At 57.1% G+C, this 18,620-nt stretch carries 15 protein-coding genes; 7 read left to right on the top strand and 8 right to left on the bottom strand.

What is annotated here, in order from left to right; all coding sequences use genetic code 11:
• Nucleotides 1-275: 275 nt before the first annotated feature.
• The 4 genes from cysD to SO139_RS31295 all read left to right on the top strand — a co-directional run bounded on the left by cysD (nt 276) and on the right by SO139_RS31295 (nt 6,209).
• Complete coding sequence (cysD, locus tag SO139_RS31310) at nt 276-1,211, top strand: sulfate adenylyltransferase subunit CysD (protein ID WP_498541128.1); 936 nt, start codon at nt 276-278, stop codon at nt 1,209-1,211.
• Nucleotides 1,211-3,103, top strand: a complete 1,893-nt coding sequence (gene cysN / locus SO139_RS31305) for a sulfate adenylyltransferase subunit CysN (RefSeq protein WP_498541127.1) — start codon at nt 1,211-1,213, stop codon at nt 3,101-3,103. Before cysD ends, cysN begins: the two co-directional genes overlap by 1 nt.
• Before the next feature lie 1,038 nt (nt 3,104-4,141).
• Nucleotides 4,142-5,506, top strand: coding sequence for an FAD/NAD(P)-binding protein (locus SO139_RS31300; protein WP_498541126.1), 1,365 nt, complete (start codon nt 4,142-4,144; stop codon nt 5,504-5,506).
• A 307-nt stretch (nt 5,507-5,813) separates the two neighbouring features.
• The gene (locus tag SO139_RS31295) at nt 5,814-6,209 is read left to right on the top strand and encodes a DUF930 domain-containing protein (protein ID WP_498541125.1); all 396 of its coding nucleotides are present in this window, start codon (nt 5,814-5,816) and stop codon (nt 6,207-6,209) included.
• A 383-nt stretch (nt 6,210-6,592) separates the two neighbouring features.
• On the opposite strand, the gene SO139_RS31290 is transcribed toward SO139_RS31295, so the two are convergent.
• The 7 genes from SO139_RS31290 to SO139_RS31260 all read right to left on the bottom strand — a co-directional run bounded on the left by SO139_RS31290 (nt 6,593) and on the right by SO139_RS31260 (nt 15,691).
• Entirely contained in the window at nt 6,593-7,144 is a 552-nt protein-coding gene (locus SO139_RS31290; protein ID WP_498541124.1) for a GNAT family N-acetyltransferase, read from the bottom strand.
• Nucleotides 7,145-7,178: 34 nt separating this feature from the next.
• Nucleotides 7,179-8,366, bottom strand: coding sequence for a hypothetical protein (locus SO139_RS31285; RefSeq protein WP_498541123.1), 1,188 nt, complete (start codon nt 8,364-8,366; stop codon nt 7,179-7,181).
• A gap of 9 nt (nt 8,367-8,375) precedes the next feature.
• Nucleotides 8,376-9,860 carry a coproporphyrinogen-III oxidase family protein gene (locus SO139_RS31280; protein ID WP_498541122.1) on the bottom strand — a complete coding sequence of 495 codons (1,485 nt, stop codon included), beginning with the start codon at nt 9,858-9,860 and terminating at the stop codon, nt 8,376-8,378.
• Between the two features lie 827 nt (nt 9,861-10,687).
• Nucleotides 10,688-11,701, bottom strand: coding sequence for a hypothetical protein (locus tag SO139_RS31275; protein WP_498541121.1), 1,014 nt, complete (start codon nt 11,699-11,701; stop codon nt 10,688-10,690).
• A gap of 19 nt (nt 11,702-11,720) precedes the next feature.
• A complete protein-coding gene (locus SO139_RS31270) occupies nt 11,721-12,899 on the bottom strand; it encodes a hypothetical protein (protein WP_498541120.1) in 1,179 nt (392 codons plus the stop codon).
• Nucleotides 12,900-13,063: 164 nt separating this feature from the next.
• The gene (locus SO139_RS31265) at nt 13,064-14,152 is read right to left on the bottom strand and encodes a DUF3616 domain-containing protein (RefSeq protein WP_498541119.1); all 1,089 of its coding nucleotides are present in this window, start codon (nt 14,150-14,152) and stop codon (nt 13,064-13,066) included.
• Between the two features lie 621 nt (nt 14,153-14,773).
• Nucleotides 14,774-15,691 (bottom strand): hypothetical protein, encoded by a 918-nt coding sequence (locus SO139_RS31260; protein WP_498541118.1) that lies wholly within the window; start codon nt 15,689-15,691, stop codon nt 14,774-14,776.
• A 1,043-nt stretch (nt 15,692-16,734) separates the two neighbouring features.
• On the opposite strand from SO139_RS31260, the gene SO139_RS31255 reads away from it, so the two are divergent.
• A complete protein-coding gene (locus SO139_RS31255) occupies nt 16,735-17,022 on the top strand; it encodes a hypothetical protein (RefSeq protein WP_498541117.1) in 288 nt (95 codons plus the stop codon).
• 19 nt (nt 17,023-17,041) lie between these two features.
• On the top strand, nt 17,042-17,263 hold the full coding sequence (locus SO139_RS31250) for a hypothetical protein (protein WP_498541116.1): 222 nt from the start codon (nt 17,042-17,044) through the stop codon (nt 17,261-17,263).
• Between the two features lie 321 nt (nt 17,264-17,584).
• Here SO139_RS31250 and SO139_RS31245 read toward each other — a convergent pair whose 3' ends face one another.
• Nucleotides 17,585-17,851 carry a hypothetical protein gene (locus SO139_RS31245; RefSeq protein WP_498541115.1) on the bottom strand — a complete coding sequence of 89 codons (267 nt, stop codon included), beginning with the start codon at nt 17,849-17,851 and terminating at the stop codon, nt 17,585-17,587.
• Between the two features lie 48 nt (nt 17,852-17,899).
• Between SO139_RS31245 and SO139_RS31240 the strand changes: the two genes are divergently transcribed.
• Nucleotides 17,900-18,412 (top strand): hypothetical protein, encoded by a 513-nt coding sequence (locus SO139_RS31240; protein WP_498541114.1) that lies wholly within the window; start codon nt 17,900-17,902, stop codon nt 18,410-18,412.
• Nucleotides 18,413-18,620 lie beyond the last annotated feature (208 nt).

The raw sequence follows: 18,620 nt of genomic DNA, 5'->3' as shown, positions 1-18,620 counted from the left end.
CCTGCCCCGCAACAGCTTTGCGACACGTTAAACCAGCGTATGTTGAGGCAGCAACCAAGGGATGAATTGACCGTCACGCGGGCTCGCCCCAGAATTCTATGTCCTTGGCGACGTTGAAGCCGGCCTCTATCCCCGCTTGGACCGACCATGGATGAGGCCGAGCGATCCTTCTCCCAAGCGATGCGACCACTGATCTCATAGGTAAGCCCTCACATGCGGCACGAGTACCGCAACGGCAATTTCATTGCGCGGACACATCTCGAGGATGTTCAAAGATGAACGTGCAGGACTTAACCCGACTCAAAACACACACACTGCCCCAGCATTTGCGGCGGCTCGAGGCTGAGTCGATCGAGATCATGCGCGAGGTTGTCGCCGAGTTCAAGAAACCGGTGATGCTCTACTCGATCGGCAAGGATTCCAGCGTCATGCTGCACCTTGCCGTGAAAGCCTTCTATCCGGCAAAGCTGCCTTTCCCGTTGATGCACATCGATACGACCTGGAAATTCCGGGAGATGATCGCCTTTCGCGACGAAACGGCCAGACGCATCGGGGGCGATCTGATCGTTCATGTGAACAAGGACGGCATCGCGCGCGGCATCAATCCCATCGAGTCAGGCTCCGCGCTGCATACGCAGGTTATGAAGACCGACGCGCTCAAGCAGGCGCTCGACCTGTACGGATTCGATGCGGCATTCGGCGGCGCACGGCGGGACGAAGAGAAAAGCCGTGCCAAGGAGCGCATATTTTCGTTCCGCTCGGCAGGACATGCCTGGGATCCGCGCAATCAGCGGCCCGAACTTTGGAACCTGTTCAACACCCGCATCCGGCAGGGCGAAACGATGAGGGTGTTCGCGATGTCGAATTGGACGGAGCTCGACATCTGGGAATACATCATGTTTGAACGAATTTCCGTCGTCCCGCTCTATTTTGCGAAACAGCGACCTGTGGTGCATCGGAACGGAACGTTGATCATGATGGACGACGAGCGGCTCCCGCTCCGGCCAAATGAGACCGCCGAGATGCGGACGATCCGCTTCCGCACCCTTGGGTGCTACCCCCTGAGCGGGGCCATTGAGTCGGAAGCCACGACCATCGAGGACATCGTAGCCGAAATGCGCCTTGCGAAAGTATCGGAGCGCCAGGGGCGTCTCATCGACACGGATGAGGCAGCTTCGATGGAGAGGAAGAAGCGGGAAGGATACTTTTGATGGATACGGACGCTGTTCGCTGCATCGGCGAGCCCGTTAGCAAAGATCAATTGCGGTTCATCACCTGTGGCTCGGTCGATGACGGCAAATCGACGCTGATCGGGCGCCTCCTGCACGACAGCAAGATGATCTATGAGGACCATCTGCAGGCGCTCGCGCGCGACAGCGTTAAGCACGGCACGACGGGCGAAGAGATCGACTTTGCCCTGTTGGTCGACGGCCTGGAAGCTGAACGCGAACAAGGTATTACCATCGACGTCGCCTACCGGTTCTTCACCACGTCGCGCCGATCGTTCATGGTCGCCGATACGCCAGGTCACGAACAATATACCCGCAATATGGCGACCGGCGCCTCCAACGCGCAGCTTGCCATCATTCTGATCGATGCGCGCAAGGGAGTCCTGGTGCAAACCAGGCGCCACTCGTTCATCTGCTCGCTATTGGGCATCCGGCATGTCCTTGTCGCCGTTAACAAAATTGACCTCGTTGACTACCGGAAGGATGTCTACGACGGCATCGTGAGCGACTACGTCGGCTTTGCTTCGGCGCTCGGCTTCAAGTCGATCGTTCCAATCCCGATTTCAGCCAGACACGGCGACAACATCATCTACCGATCCGGCAACACCGATTGGTATCACGGCCAGTCCCTGCTGGATTACCTCGAGACTATCGACATTCAGCCCGAGACGACCGACCTGCCCTTCCGCTTTCCGGTACAGTGGGTGAATCGTCCCAATCTGGATTTCCGGGGGTATGCGGGCACGATCGCCTCGGGAAACATCGCGGTTGGCGACGAAATCATTGTGGCGGCATCGGGTCGCAGCTCGCGCGTGACGCGGATTGTGACCGGTGATGGTGATCTTGCGGGTGCAGAAACAGGCGATGCAGTAACCATCACGCTCGAAGATGAGATCGATATCAGCCGCGGCGATGTCTTGGCAGGTCCGACGCAGCGCCCCGAGGTCGCCGACCAGTTCGCCGCTCATCTGATCTGGATGGATGAAGAGCCGATGATGCCGGGCCGCTCCTATGCATTTCGGATTGGCACGCAATCGATTGCTTCCGGCAACGTCACGCGTATCAAATACAAGATCGACGTGAATACCCGTGAGCCTCCCCTTGCGGCGGCCACGCTGGGCCTCAACGATATCGGCTTCTGTCACGTCGCGACCACTCGGCCTGTGAGCTTCGATCCGTACCACGTCAATCGGCGCACTGGGTCCTTCATCGTGATCGACCGCTACACCAACCGTACGGTTGGTGCGGGAATGATTGATTTTCCGCTGCGCCGCCCGAGCAACGTCGCCTGCCAACCGCTGACGATCGGCATGCAAGAACGTGCCGCGCTCAAGCGGCAAAAGCCGTGCATCATCTGGCTCACCGGCCTTTCCGGCTCCGGCAAGTCGACGATTGCCAATATCGTCGACCAGAAGCTGTTCGCGATGTCGCATCACACGATGCTGCTGGACGGCGACAATCTCCGTCACGGCCTCAATCGCGATCTCGCTTTCACTGAAGCAGATCGGATCGAAAACATTCGGCGAGCTGGTGAAGTGGCGAAACTGATGCTTCAAAGCGGGCTGATCGTCGTTTGCTCGTTCATCTCACCCTATAAGGCGGACCGGGACATGGTCCGCAACCTCGTGGGGAAGGGCGAATTCGTCGAGGTCTTTGTGGATACGCCGCTAGACGAATGCATCCGGCGCGACCCAAAGGGCCTCTATTCCAGGGCAAAGTCAGGCAATATCAAGAACTTTACTGGCATCGATGCCCCGTACGAAGCGCCGAACGCGCCGGAGGTGCACTTGAAGACACTGGACGAGCCACCGGAGCAGTTGGCGGATCGGGTTCTGGATGCGCTTGCCACCCAGGGGATCATTTCCCTGACATAGCTGGACAGAGGTACCCAACGCGAAATCAAATGGGGCGAAGTTAGCTTCGCCCCTCAACTGCGCAACTCTTCGGCTGGAATCTAATCACGGGTCATGGCGGAGATCGCAATTCGGCTGACCAGTCCAGATTTGCGAAAAGCGCACTAAAGTCAGCGTCGCTAGCAGGTCTAGCCAAGCTGACAACAAGCTGACAAGCTGATATTGCGTCTGCCGCAGGCCGCTGTTGAGCAGCGGTCGCCTTACGCCGAAGTGAGGAGCCGATCTGTAGCTCCAGCCTCTGGACTTGCTGACTGACTTAATTGCATGTGGTGCAAGTGCATGGCAGCATAGAGACGCTCTTGAGACCGGCGAACACGATGGAATGACTGAATGACCAAAAGAGCATGAGCCGGAAGCGCAGGGCTCACTTGGTCAAGGAAGCACTTCATCCTCGTCGGACAGCCTCTTCTCGTAAGAGTTCACTGCACATTGTTAGCGTCCAGCTCCAGGCAGACAGTAGCCCACCTACATGAAACGCGTTTCCGTTTCCGGGCATGAATGGAGAATTGCATGACCTCAAAAGATGTCCGCGCACGTAAAACTTTTCGAAATTCTCATGGCACCATCCTTTCTCTCTCGATCAGAGCAAGGACGTGTTATTGTTCGCGCAAACTAGAAGAATGAGGTCCATACGGCCCAAGTCTCCTTGACTTTGCATTTTTGGCCGGTTGGCGTGATTAGCGGAGATGCGCGCGGCAACCACGATCTGTAGCTCGCGGCGCGCCTGACAATCTCCAAGACATTTTTTCATGACATCTTCCTGTTGGACTGAAAGCCGCGGGTTATCGCCTAGTCTTATGGCGAAAGCACAAATTTGGGGCGCGCGCGATATCCGCGGCGTCATATTGAAGTGATAGCGCATATCGATGGAACTTCAGAAGGATAAGCTTCGTTCAGAAAAGTGAAGCTTGTTCAATGATGAGCCTTGGCAACCGCACATGAGCTCCAGGCCTTGATGGATAGAGTGGTAGCATGACGATTTCAAGCGCGCGGCACGTGATGATCATCGGTGGCGGCGCCAGCGGCGTCCTGCTCACCTATCAATTGCTGCATCAGCCAACCAGCGATCTACGCGTCACGCTGATCGAACAGCGTTCCGACATCGGACGCGGCATTGCTTATCACACGGGCAATCCTGATCACCTGCTCAACGTACGCGCCTCAAATATGAGCGCGCTGCCCGACCAACCGGATCACTTCTGGCGTTGGCTGAACTCGCCTGACGCGGACGCGTCGCTGTATCGCGATCCTTTTTGCTTTGTGCCACGACGCGTCTATGGCGACTACATCGCCAGTTTGCTCGAGCAGCAGACATCTGAGCCGACGGACGCACCGCGTTTGTCGATCGTGCACGGGACTTGCGTCGATATCAACGAAGGTCCAGCCGGCGTGTCGGTCAAGCTGGCTGACGGCCGATTGCTAATGGCCGACACAGTCGTTCTCGCAACCGGACATGATACAAGAGCTAACCGGCCGGCTCATGCGAATCCCTGGGCACCACCGTCGACTGCTGGCGTCGACATCGATGCCACCGTACTGATCCTGGGTACGGGGCTTACCATGGTTGACTACGTTCTGTCGCTATTGCGCGACGGCCATCGCGGGCCGATCATCGCTATGTCACGGCGCGGCCTGCTCGCAAAACCCCACCGCCACGTCGACGCTTTGCGAATTGAAGAGGGGGATGTTCCTTTCGGCGCCAGCATTAGCCACCTGCTGCGCTGGCTTCGTGATCGCATAGACCAGAATGCGGCCCAAGGCGGCGACTGGCGCAGCGTCATCGACGGCCTTCGACCCTATACCCAACGGCTGTGGCATGAGCTTCCGCTGGCATCAAAACGCCGCTTTCTCGAACACGCGCGCGCTTGGTGGGACGTGCATCGTCATCGGATGGCTCCGGAAGTCGAAGCACGCATCGGCGAGACGCTTGACAGAGGTCAGCTCACCCTGATGGCAGCAAAGGTGATCAGCGTCGAGCCCAACACGACCGGCGCCAGAGTCAAATACCGCAGGCGGGGCGATGCCAATCCTGTCGACATACAGGTCGGCGCCGTCGTCGATTGCACCGGCATCGTCAAAGATCCGCGCGCTACGCTCAATCCGGCCGTGCGCAGTCTATTCGATCGTGGCCTTTGCCGCGTCGATCCGCTCTGCATTGGCATCGAGACTGATCGCAATTGTACGGTCATCAGCCGCGCGGGCACGGCTTCACGCCGGCTATTCGCGGTGGGTCCGCTCACGCGCGCGGCCTTTTGGGAGATCATCGCGATACCTGACATTCGCAACCAATGCGCGGCACTCGCGGCGCTCCTCGCCGATACCGCCGGCGAGCATCACCCCGTCGGGCACCTTGAACGCGTCTGACGGCTGACGCTCCCGCGAACGATTGCTTCGACCCCTGTTGGGGGCGCGCCAGCATGGGCGGCCCTATTCCCCTTACCTGAACTGCTCTCCTGCGTTCACAACCGAGCGTCCAGGTCTCGGATACTGCCAAGATTTCAAAATCCGTCAGGGATGGCCGTAATGTTGCCGAACACAAGCATTGTATGGGCGACTGCTGTCTACCATCAAAAAGTGCAGCCCACACAGACATTCGTGAGAGCGGCACGACTTCCCGCGGCGAGCACGCCGTTCCAGATTGAGGTGACAGCCGTCGACCTCGATAACAAAGATGAACATGAGACGACACCTCCTATCAGCCTACCTCGTCCTTCTCGCCCTGCCTCAGATTGCCCATGCGGCCAAGTCCACCGAAGAGCAGATGCTGACGCTTTCTCCGGAAACGCGACTTGAGCAGCGTTGCGATGCACGCGCGATGGGAGCGATCGGCCGCGAGCACCAGGGCTTTCGGCCGGACGAATTCGTCGCCTATGCTTTCTCCGATCCGGTCATTCGTGGCCATGCCATAGCCGCGGGCGGCGCCGCATTGCGAAGTCGCGGCGTGTGGTACCACGTCGCGTATCGCTGCGAAACGAGCGACGACGGCCTAACAATTCGGTCATTTAGCTATACCCTCGGGACGCCAGTGCCCAGACCCGAGTGGGATCAGCACTATTTGGTGCCTTAAGATGACAAGCGCAGAGAGTTCAGAGCTGCGAAGCAAAATCCGCGCGGTGTTCGCATTGGCTCGCCCATCAGCAGCCTTTCCCTGCCCGCATCGCCGCGTCCGGCTCATCCGTTGCTCCAAGTGATGCCTAAACAACCTGGCGCGCAGGTGCGCTTGGCTTAGAGGGCAAGACGAAGGGGACCGTTAACCGGCATCTGACGGAAGTGAGCAGCAAGGTTCCCAGGTCAAGGGGAGGTGCGTGGACGGATACGCGTGCGCGCGGCTTGCGCGGCAACGCCTTGTCTGTTGGTAGGCCCGCCCCACAAACGCAGCACCTCACGTTGCTTCAATGCGTCATGAAGCTGGTCTACAGCGCTGGAATGGAATGTTCCAGCCTCACAAACTCACTTGCTCAAACAGCGAGCCTCACCCTGGTCGGCCAGCTGCTTCACGTAGAAAATGACTGTATATCCGTGCAGCATCCCTTGCCTGCGGCGAACATAGCCAGCAGTCTCATAGAGTTTTTGAGCCGCTACTTGGATCGTTGTCGTATCGAGCACGATGCACTTGAACCCCAGAGCAACGGCTCTCAATTCCAATTCACGAAGGAGGCGCCTTCCAAGCCCTCGTCGTCGAAAGGCCGGATCGACCCGCATGCGCTTGAGCTGTGCAACGTCAACGTCGACAGGCTTTAATCCTCCCATGGCGACAAGTTGGGAACCAATATGGGCAGTTAAGAAGTCGCCGCCCGACCTGATATATACTTCGCCTACATTGCTTAAATCATCCTCCCACGCGCCTTCTGGACCACGTGCACCACCATGTTCGGATGCAGCTCTATGCAGATGCCACACATCATCGGCATCCCCTGGCTCAAACCGACGAAAGATCACCTCGTCTTGAGACATCGACATCCGCTGCGGACTGGCATCAGAGGCCTGCTCCTTCCCCGTCATTATCCTTTTGCCAGCGCAGATAGCATCCTCAAGCTTATTGACGCGCCGTCGGCAAGAGCCGCTGCAAAAGGACAGCGTCAATACTTTCGGATGCCTCAACTCCGACAAGTGGTCGACCAGGCTCGACCGTATATTTCAAAGCCGTGGTATGGTGCATCAGGGTAAACCGATCCAACGCTCGAACACAGGAGTCGCACAGCCTTCGGATTTCATTGTCGCCGCGCTCAATGACGGGTGAAATGGTTGCACCCCCCGGAAAGTCTGCTTTTCCTTCCAGCCAACCTGGCTTGAGACACGCGCCTTGCTTGTCCTGCGCCAACCAGCGGAATACTTCGTGAATGTACGTTTGCGGATAGTATTCGGACAGCCGATATACATCCGTGAAGAATTGCGGTTTCTGAAGGAAAAGCTCTTTGCCGATCAGTAGCACTGAAACAGCCACAATACGGGCAGAGAATCTGCCGCTTGGGCCAAGCCTATTCTTGTAAGGATTCTTTGCGTAAAACACGCGGAATTGGCCAAATAGATCCGGCGACATATGTTCAAAGCGCCTCAGGACATGATTCGCTGCCTCAAGGTGCTCCACGGACAGCGCAAGACATCGACGCGCATCCGCGTCAGCTGCATCTCGCAACTCGAGTAGAGCGTCGATCGCCAACTGTAATTCGCTTTCGATGAATTGGTGCCCTAAGCAAAAATCTCGTTCCTCGACGCCGACCGCTCCGAGGCAGTATACACGCGGATCGTTCTGCACCGGATTCGTAAGTATCATATCGTCATAGGAGAGGACATCAATGCCAGGCTGCCGCTGGCGGGTTAAGCGGGCAAGGCGACTTAGCGCTTCCCCAACCGTCAATTCGGCGTCTTCGGGCTGGAGGCCGGCAAACGCGGACATGTGATAGGCACAATTGGTGAGATACTGGATGTCTGTCTTGGCGATCTCGAAATCGGACTGCGGTAGCCGGCGCAACAGCGCATCATAGTCCGTGTCCGCCACAATCACGCTGATAGCGCGACCGAGTGCCCTAACCGCTTCATCCGGCCGCTCGCTGCCTTTGATCTCCGCAATACGATGTGGCAATTCATCGACGACAAAATTGCTGAATCGCCCAAGCGGTCGTTTTCGTTGTCGAGGATCAATGCTATCGGCCACATGAGAAAATATGTCTTGCGCGCAGTTGCGTAGCGGTTCTTGGACGGAAGGGGAAATACTGCCGACCATAGCGAGCACTCACCGGCCCTGGCTAAAAACAGCTTGCATTTCGGCAGTCGCCCCGTATCGGGCGGCCGGTGAGTAGTCGTGCTTCTCGATAAGATCTTTTCGTTTGTCTAAGATCCTGCTGTCGGTGCGCGCGACCCGCTCAAGCACCGCGTTGGAAAAGAATTGCAGCGATACCGCGCCCGAATTGATGATGCCCGAAGTGGTTAGCGTCAGCACGCCTTCGCTCGAAATGCTGATGAGCCCTGCCTCATTTAGTTTTTTAAGCTCGCGACGAAAGTATTGCTCCATGGACACTCCAAATTCCCGCTCGAAGCGGAAGAGCGACACTCCACTACTTCGCAACGCGAGCATGACGGTTCTGCGCATCAGATCGTCTTGCGACAGGACGACGCCTTTCCACACTGGCTTCGCGCCAAACTCAACCCGTTGTAAGTAGCGATCTAAATCTGCCTCGTTGTAGAACTGGCACTGACTCATGTAGCCAAATCCGCCAACCCCAAAAGGGACCAGATTATTGTCGTTCCAGGAATCGTATTTGCGGCGCTGCTGAACGGAGTGCGGCTGAGACTTCTTGGTCCAATAGAAGATCGGGCCATGACGATAGCCAAGCCTCGTAAGGATGTGCTCCGCCATGAAATGCATGATGATGCGCTCCTTTGCCCCAGCGAATTGGTAGCGCCCTTTGCTCAAATGGCGGGCTACGGGGTCCGTCGATTTGAACAACAATGGGAAGATGTTAAACTTCTCCGCTCCCATATCCAGTAGACCGATAAGCGAATCATACCAACTCCGGAGCGTTTGCTGCGGCAGCCCATAGATCAGGTCCAGCGATAGATTCTGAACGCCCAGCTCATCCAGCAATTTTACGAGTTGTCTCACCTCGTCCACACGGTGCCCGCGGTTCAATATGCGCAGAATGTTTTCATCAAGACTTTGAACGCCGAGCACGAAGCGGTTTACGCCGCCTGTTAGCATAGTGGATATGCGATCTGCAGCGTCCACCTGCTTTCCAAGAGAAGGGTGCAATTCGAAACTTACTTCGGACTTCGATAGATCAAAGCGCTGTTTGATCATGTCAAATAGCGTCTTGAGTTGTGGGTTGGTCAAGATTGAGGGGGTGCCACCTCCAAAGAATGCCGTCTCAATTTCCCTACCGGCAAGCGCCGCGTCCGACCAACTCATTTCCTTATTTAGAGCCGCCAGATAACGTTCCACTCGCCCGGAACGCGGGTTGATTTCCTTGGCGAAGTGACAAAAGGTGCAATACTGATTGCAGAAGGGGATGTGAAAATAGAGATCAATTGACGAGGTAATCTCACTCAACAATCTTTCGGCATTCAGCTCGCCCATTGCTTTGAGGGGTGGATATGTACCGACTAGATAATCGTTGTAGGTGTCAAGGTGCAGTTTTCGCGCCCTCAGCATGTCGAGGTTGATTTCGTACGAGCGGTCGATCGCGAACTCCAGTGCCTCGGAATAGCTTGGCGCGCGCATTATGGAGAATCCTTTAGCGTTCGTGTGAAGGCAGGGCGCGACGATACGCAGTCGTCAGAGGGACGGCATTCTGTTCGGGTTCGATAAGGGCGCCGTGCACCCTGATCAGCACGCGGCTCTGCCCTGGCCTCACGCAGATCACATCCTGCGTTACCAACGGCTCGGCGACACCGACGCGACTGTGATAGTTCGGCACGGATAACGACGGCGGCACCTGCGTGCCGCAGCGAACCTCTAGGCGCCGCAACGGGCGGTGCAGCGTCCATCGCATTCACTTAGTCGAGCACACTTAATTCACATCCTGGACAATGAGACCACCACATGTTGCGCTTCCTTCTTCAAGTCCAGCAATTGGCGTGCCATCGAAGACGGCCCGCCAGTCTTGTTTGAGGATGAGCGAAAACTTTCTGCTTCGCACCGCACCGACGAAATACTTGCGCGCAAGCGTTCTCTTCAGGACATAAGCGTCGAAAATCGAACACGGTCTGAACACGACAACGCGAAAATATCGAGTGACGACGGTTTCCCTCAATTCGGTTACCCGCGCATGAGCTTGACCTGAGATCGCATATTCCAAAGAAGTGTGTTTTGACCGAGCGAGGCGACTGGCAGACCAGTGCGCAAAAGCAGCATTCGATGGAGAAATTGCGCCAGGCTCAAGAAACCGGCCTTATCGCAAGTTCGAAGCCGGTTTCATCTGTCGGTTAGCCGTCATCTGAATACGTGATCGTTCGACCATTTCCGGATGCGCTCTTCTGAGACTTCGAAATGCATGGTGTCGCGGAAGCCTACGCCGGAATACCATCCCGCGGCATTGAGCAAGGGAATTAGGATCGCAATGAACCGCGGCACCGTCCTGCCGGTATTGGCGGGGCTTCGAACCCTACGATCTTGAAATCAACTGCCGTTCCCCACGCGTGATTGGAAATTTTCGTGCTGACGGAGCCGTCGGTCGGCTTGCGCATACGCACGCAGAGCATGCCCTCGGTCGACAATACGCTCTCAAGGTCCGGCTCCGCGGCGAAAGCTTGCGCTAGAACGATCTTCAGGTCGGCGATCGCCGGCTCTAGGCCCTGCAATCGGAAGAGCGGCGACATGCGTTCGATGACGAGGTTCCGCTTGACGAGGTCCGATGCCCTCTCGTTCTGGCAATTGGTCGTCAGCGGGAGGTGCGGAGCGCCGAGTAGCGAGATCATGGTCTGCTCTTTGGCGCTTGAAAGATGCTTATTGATAGGCAACAGGTCGGCTAGATCGACGCGCTGCGAATAGAACCGGGCGATCTCCGCACGGCTACGACCGTCTTCCATGACGGCTGCACCCAAAGCCTTTATCACGCTCTCGGTTGCTGCGGTCATCGGCGCGTCAATGATCCCCTCCACGGTCAGCAACATCTCCTTGCTCGCAGATCGCACCTCGGCGGCATGATTGATGATCGGCCCCCAGTGCCCCGCCTCTTCCCGCAGTCCCAGGGCGGCGAGCTCGACTGTCATCGCCGGACATTCCTTACTGAGCTTCTGGAACGCAAAGCCGGGCGAGGTGGAGGGACCGAAATTCTCGAGGTCCTTTGCTCGTGGAGGCGGCGACATTTCTTCTTCAAAAATCTCGCGCGATCCCTCCTCCGGATTGCTCTGATAGTGGTGAAAGATGTCAAGCAGCTCCGCACGCCCGGCGAGCAAATCGAAGCTTATCTGAAACAGACCTGCCTCGGCCGTGTCGGCACTTGTATTCTGTGCGCTACGATCTCGGCCCTCGCAGTAGCGCCCGCTGCTTTCACGCATTCCGAGGCCAAGCAACAGCACGAATAGCCGCCGCAGCCGCTCCAGAGACGTCGCAGCGCCCATGCCAATTGTCTTAAACTGGTCATCGTACCACGTCAGCGCATCGCCCTTCAGATGCCCGCGGGGGGTCACGAAAAGCCGGCTCCAGCGCGCGCGACATCCGGTCTGCAACCGCATCATGCGCCTGTAACCTGGCATACGCTGCAGCGTAGGCGACCGCCATCCCGGCCGTGTAACCGATGCAAGCCGGACCGCGGTTCTTCCAGTCGTATCGAGCGATCGCCGAGGCCTTTGCGGTTGTAATGATGCGAGGCGTGACGGCGGCTAACGCCGAGACAGTATCGAACTGCGGGGCGATAAGGTCGAGCGGTTGGGCTTCTCCGTCCAACGCCAGTAAGGTTGCCAGTACAACGGAAGGCTCTTCACCAGCACTCAAGACGGCACCTAGCTTGGCCTGGAAATCAGCAGCCGCAATCAGTTCTTCCATGGCAGGCGACATCGCCGCGTTGCCTGCGAGATGCCACCAGTTGAGCCCCGCAATTTCGTCGTACCGTTTGAAGCCCTTTACGAACTCCTGAAGTTTATTCTCAGCATCTTGGCGCCCCCATTGCTGGTTTTCTCCCCAGTAGGCTTGGGCGGTGATGATGATCGGTTTGCGGGTGACGTGGCGCCAAACGTCGAGGCAAAGACCGGCGTATGCGGCGGCATCGTTGGTCTTGTAAGGTCCTTTTGCGCCCGGCTGCGACAATATCCTCTTGTTCGGATACCAGAACCAATAAACCTGCGGTGCGAAGGCATCGACAAATGGATCGGCCGCGCGCATCAGCTCGGGTTCATGGTAGGGCACGAAACCGTGCGTGGACAGGATCAGCGGCTTGCCGCCGAGCGCAGCCCTCGTTGCCGTCAAAAACGTCTTGATGCCTTTCGTCGTCCATTCCGCCCCGTTTACGCCCTGCTCGATATCGGCGACGTACCCGTCGGGGTCAAATTTGGCGATGGCATCTGCAGCGTTCTTGATGTCTTTGTCGAGTTGGGCCTCGCCCTGGCACCAGCCCCATACAAGGACTTTGATATCAGCTTTACGCAGGGCCCCAACCAGGCCGAGATTATCTTTAACCTCGAACAGTCCATCCTTGCCGTGTCCTCTGATCCAGGCATGATTCATTTTCATCTTGAGAAGGGCGCTCGCTACACCATCCCAATTGCGATATTTCTTTGATGCTGCAGCAGGTTCGAAAATAAATGCTCCGTGTCCATACATGACGGTCACCTATAAATTTTTAGAATCAAAGATTAGAAATCGGCCTCCACTGAGCTTTAGTCACCACCGTTGCGGGCACCGCTTCTGCTGCGAGAACGACCGCGGCCATCCCAAGCATTCCCCGCGATGACGACGGTCCGGTAATTCCAGCGTCGCAAATCACTTCAATTGATATTGTATCGCCTCGGCGCGCCGCTCTTCGGCCCATCGAACATGATCATGACCTCTAGACCGGACTGGTCTTGTCCAAGGACGTGAAGCCCTTCTGCCTTCCAATCGGGTGGGATATCATCGATGATCGCGACAGGGCTGAATGAACTATTCTTTGGGTCTATTGCATGCAGCGCAAACGAAATGCCCTCGGCCTGGGCCGGTCCACTCAAAATAAGGAGCCGACCGTCTGCCAGAACTGCAAGATCTCTGATGCCACGCCCTTCAAGGAAATCGAGTTCGATCTCACGAACTTCTTTTCCAAGCGACATTGAGCGACCCGCATCGAAAAGCGCGTCCAGATCCACTTCGACCAGATACGCTTTCGTCCCTATCACCGGCGCTCGCAATCCCGCGTAAAGCTTGCCGGCGACCACGGCGAGGCCTTCGACGTTAAGGCCGTTGCCAGTCATCAGATCCCGCGTGAAGAATGCCTTCGCATGAGGTGCGATCAGAAGCGCCTCCGACAAGCGATAGCTCGTGGCGACCTGGCCTTTCTCGATCGGCGCTTTCGGACCGGCGGCCGCCGCCTTCGCAACCATCTCGTCCGGAACTCGCGCCAATATGAAGGACGAGGCGCGGAATTTGTTGCTTTTGCGCGAGCATCCGTGTGATCCGACTACATAGAAGTCATTTTGATAATGCGCGACGGCTTCGCCGTCCAAATCCTTGAACTTGTCGACCTTGTTCGAGCACTCGTGTATATCCGGTTCTTTTCCCACAATGTCGGCGGGCGCGGCGTCCTTCTCGATGATCCGGATCTTGCCCGCACCCGTGAGCCTCGATCCCTCGCTTGTCGCAGCCTGCGCCAGCCGTCCTTGATCATCGATCGTGAGGCAAACGTGCTTTTCGCCGACGGGCGGCAGGCAGCTCACGCCGCTGATGTTAGTGGCTTCCTCTCCATCGTCATCGGTCAGCGGCGCGATGACCTCCATTATTGTCGATTTGACTGACGCTGCGTGAGCGGCGTACGGCGCTGAGACGACCAGAAAGGCCGACGCGAAGAGGTAAACGACTTCACAAAGATTGGTTTGACGGGGCACAATCTACCTCCCCACAATCTGAAATCGAAAACTTCAAAAATGCTGTGTAACTATGGACGCAATTCTAAATCGCGTAAACGAGCCATTTCGCCTCACGTCTTGTTATCGCTTAAGGCGCTCGCGACCTTTCCCTAACCTTCCGCATGCGATGACGATTTTTTCCTGCGTAGCAATCGCTTCCCAAGCCGCGATCCGACCGATTTCTATCGGCACAAGTGGAATCTCAGCAAAGTCTCAAATCAGCTGTCAAAAATGACGACGGCCCTCGTCAGAGAAAAAAGTGCCCGCCGCCTCTCTCCTGCCATGCCACGAGGCAAGGTCTGAAACAGCGGGCTTTCTCCGCGAGATGGTAGGGCACGGGCACCTCAGTCGACACGAAGCAAAGCCGCTAGCTATCCTCCGGCTTTGGCTTCTCGCGCCGTTTCCTTTCGACGAAATCGTGCGGGCTCTCGTCCTCCGGGGGCGTATCACCGCTCGTTCTATCCTCGACTTGTTCGATCAACTCTCGCAGCTCGCGTTCGCGGTCCGCATGCTCTGCCTTTTTGCTGGGCTTTCGTGTCGTCCGCTTATTCATTGCTATCTCATGCTCGCATGACAATTCCAGCAAGCGGCACGCACACATCACGCGGCTTTGGGGGCTCGCGGTGGGCGGCGGACCGCTTCAAGGGGGCATTCCTCCCTTCGGCTGTCTCCCTTACCGCACAGTCTCTCCAGGAGCTCCTCCCAAAGTTGTGCTTGCGAGTTCGTTGCATGGTCGAGCTTTTCCGGACTGAGGTTCGACGCCATGGCGGCCGACTTTCGTCCGACGCCGATCGCCTCGCTCGTGAACCTGTCCATCATTCTGTCTATGAACTCACGCGGGGTCATCCTGGCGTCCGTCGGTATACCCAAATCCTCGAATTCCGGTTCGTCAGTGTCAATTCTTCGCTCTTGGAAAAAATGGCTCGAAGTAGGGTCTTGCCAGGACAGATAACCGCCCTCAAGTACCTGCCTTGGCTCGGTTATCGCTCCAGTGAAGGAATATCTCACGCCGCTCGACTGCACCGGATCGAAATAGTGCGGCGTGTAGAAGTCTGATACGAGTAGGTTATTGACCGTGTATCCGAACTGCGCTGCTTCGGAGGGATCGCAAGCCTCGAGGAGGAAGTTCACCCGCCCCTGATCCGGCATCGGAGAGTCGCCCGGAACGAACCGGCTCCCGAACGGATCGACCAGCATTTCGATCATTTCGTGGCTACACGTTTGGCAGAGCACGTCAATATCGGGATTTGCGCGCACGAGCGATAACGGCTGGCCGTTTTTGTCCGTGTGAAAGCCGCCAGCACCGGGAGGGACTTTGCCCCCTATGACGATCGGCCATGTCCCGACCGGGACGTGGCCCAACTGCTCAAAGGCGTCGACGGTCGCCGAAATCTCCCACACAGGACCAAGATCTCGCGTAGCCTGCTTTTGCAGGGCGGCTGATATCTGCATCACAGTGCGCGCGGGTACAGTGTGGGATAAAGAAACCAGAGCTACCTGTCTAATCAACGCGGACATGCAATCCTCCTTGTCAGTTTCCCAAGGAGCGCCCGGCACTCAGAATAGCTCACGCGGTTAGGTTGTCAAAGGTCTCTTACACGTCGAGCATCAAAGATTCACTTTGCATGAAGCGCAAGGAGACTTTGTTGAAGCAAGCCTCTGAGTATGTCAGCCGCTCTTACTCTTGGAGCTTAAAACACGGGAGCATCTGCTCTTCGTGAAAACTTCGAGGCCAAGGGTTGGAATTCAAAGCGGCAGACTTAAGGACGGCTCTTCGATCAGGAGTATGAGAAGCTCTCATCCACCTTCCGAAGAGACGGGAATGCGCGGCGTTTCCGGTCGACCTGGGTCTCGCATGCATGCTAACGAGTCCTAAACGAGCGGTGCGCATCCGCCGGGTGATGGATGAAGGCAAGGTGCTGATCGCAAAACTGGCGAGGGGCAACCGGAGAAAATAGCTCATCACATTTTGGCGGGTTCCTGGTGACGACGTTAGGCCTCACAGCGCAAATGCGGCTTGATCTCATCGGTGAAGTTGCGTGGCAGCGCGGAGACGCATATGTCCGCCCCAGCGGCTACCGCTTGCCGGAGTGATTCTTGTTCGCAAATGTCTGCGGCTGGAATTGAAAGTCGATCGGCAGGCCGATCTGCGCGCGCAGCCATTCGGCGATCGCCACCGTCATGACCAGCCACTTCGGATCGAATTCCCATACCGCATGATCGACTACGGCCTCAAGGCATGGCCCATCCAGCTGAAATAAGCGCCATTTGGCGTTAACTTTTGGTTTATCAAGACGTTCGGTCCCGTGTTTTTTTTGCGGGGCGGAACCCTGATCGTTAATGGAGCTGAAGCATGGATATCGATTTCGACGGGGCGGTGCTGGCGATTCACGACCTGGCCGGTGGCGACTTTTTTGCGCTCCGCGACAATGAGCGCACGATGCTCGGATTCCGGGCGACCTATAACAACGACGCTGCGGCAGTCTTGCTCAACGCGGCCGTCAGGGCGGATGGAGCCGTTCCCCTGCCTCGTTACCGCGCAGTACTTTCGCGGAGCGGAAGTGATCCGTCTCAGGAACGCGATCATGATCCCCGACTTCAGCGAGGCCGGCCTCGTCTTTCGATCGGAGGTCGAAGATGGGCCCGGCACACTATTCGTCTCACAAGCTGGGATCTCAATGAGAGTAGCGCGCCGGGTTGAGGGGTTCTTCTATGCCGACGTCAGCACCGGCGTCACGACATACTCGCGTCCAGGCGGCGTCGAGGTGCCGCGATGGTCGGTACTGTTGAGGAGCAAAGCAGGCCACGATCAGACGATCATCAACTTCACCGGCCCCAAGCCGGCTTGAGTGCGTCATCGGAGGCGTCGTGGCGATCTGTCCAATCTGCAACACCGAAGCCTCACCTATCGACAGGACCGGCGATTCCGAGGGCTACGACTGCCCTCGGCACGGCAAGTTCAAGGTCTCCGGAAGCATTCTTGCGAGCCAGACCAGTCCTAGTCGTGAGAAGTGGGAATCTGCGCTCGAAAGGGCCAAGGAGGAGGCGAAGCCGGGCAAATTGCCCTGCATAACAACGTACGATTTCTGACGCCGGTCCAGGATTTTCAATCCTGACTAGATCTGGTGTATCCTGATCTGACGACTCATACGTGGAGAGGGCAATGTTCCCAGTCATCGAAGTGCAGACGCGGATAATGGGCAATGTGGTGACGACGGAGTTGGTCGCCATGTTCGATTGCGGGGACGCTGAAGCAGCCCTTGCATCTTTCCCCAGGCAACGATGTCAGACGATCAGGTTCGCAGGGTGGGACAACCGGTATTGGGACTACGGACAGGTTGAACAGTAAGAATGACGAAAGCCCCGCCCTATGGTGGGCCTCTTACCAAGAGGTTCGACGGAGCGAGGACGTTACGCCGCCGCCGCAGCCTGCTCGGCGTCCAACTTCAAAATCATCGAAATCAGTTGTCTGAGGTCGATTGAGTCGGCCTTGGCCGTGAAGCGCCTCTTGGCATCGATGTCAGCCTTGGTAGCGGCGCGCGTGGCTACGATCCGGCTTTCAAGATCCATCGCCTCGCTACTGGCGGCTCTGTATTCGAGCCCGTCGATTGCCTCGTCACCGCCGACAGCGTACAGGCGATCCATCTCGCGATGGAACTCGCCGTGGCGGCGGATCATTTCTATGATGCTCGACCTTGCGGGGGCGAGGAGTGGCAGGATACTTTCGTGGCCTTGGGCATGGGATGCTCCGTACTTGAGGAAGGGCTGCCTGATGTTCTCAGCACCAGGTCGACCCGCCGCTCGTCGGCGGTAAAGCCCATTGAGCAGTACGCGAACAGTGCGTCAAATCGCGGTTGCACCACAGTGGTGCTGCAATTCACGTGCATCCAGTTTGCTCCCTGCTGGAAAACTTCGATGCATAACTTCTTCGAGATTTTCAGCGCTGCAATGCACCACTCTGGTGCATCAAAACCCCGTGAGTTCGGCATGAGCGACGATATCGAGCATGAGATCGCGAAGCACCTTGAAGCGGTACACGACCTTGCGATTAGGATCGTCGACTCGAGCGAGACTGGTCAAAAGGCCTTCATGACGGCGGCCGGGGTGCTGGCCGCGGTGATCCACAGCACCGTTGTCGACGGGACCAGGGAAGAGGTTATCGGCGCAGCTATGGACGCGATCCGCGACCACCTGAGACTGTTAGACGAACTGGCCGGCATTGGCGCAAGGATGAATTGAGGCACCAGCCGGATGCGGGAAGAAATCGAAGAATGGCTCCGTCTGAAGACGGTGACCGGGAGGTACTCGGCCGGCCTCGTGTCAGAATTGACCGCTCATTGCGTGAACAGGACGATGCACGTCCAAATGATACTAGTGGTTCATCACAGTGATTTTGACGTTTTGATACCGAGCCATTCGAGGATGGGCAAGTTTTCGGGTGGCAGGA

It is taken from the genome of Bradyrhizobium sp. UFLA05-89, assembly GCF_059803475.1.
This window is presented reverse-complemented; position numbering and strand designations above follow the sequence as displayed.